The sequence below is a fragment of the Vibrio sp. 2134-1 genome, assembly GCF_033339495.1.
Genome location: NZ_JAWOUS010000877.1, coordinates 1 through 537, shown reverse-complemented (window position 1 = coordinate 537; position 537 = coordinate 1). Strand labels below are relative to the sequence as shown.

General features: G+C 42.5%; 1 pseudogene. It reads left to right on the top strand.

Annotation, left to right across the window (positions count from 1 at the left end):
• Positions 1-241: pseudogene (locus R7R78_RS29020) on the top strand (ABC transporter ATP-binding protein); the annotation flags it as partial.
• Between the last annotated feature and the right edge of the window lie 296 nt (positions 242-537).

Genomic DNA, 537 nt, shown 5'->3' with positions numbered 1-537 from the left:
TTTTGTCATCGATTTAACCAAGCGTATCGTCAATGAGTTTGATTTGACGGTGATGATGGTAACGCACTCGATGAAAGACGCGCTCGCTTGTGGTGACAGAACCGTCATGCTCCACCAAGGAGAAATCGTTCTGGATGTCGCTGGAGAGCAGCGCGCCAATATGCAAGTACCTGACTTACTAGACATGTTCTCTAAAGTTCGAGGCGAAGAACTTTCGGATGACAGTTTATTACTCAATTAAATAGCATGTCTGATTCGTTACGCGTTTCTTCGACATAGTCAGAGCCGCGACTACGCCTACCAAGTGTGATCCTCCTTGAGAAAATACGTAAAACACCGAATTTCCAAGGAGGATTTTTTATCTCTCATTCTTTAATAAAATAGTGGCATATCCACCTATTAAAGAGTGCTTATTATGTCTTTGCCATTTCTCTTTCATAGCCAGACGGTTGATGGTTTAGCCTTCGATGGTAAACGCGTGAAGGTCTGTCTAAAAACAGAAGCGTTAACATTTGATGCTGTTTATGCGCGTATTGA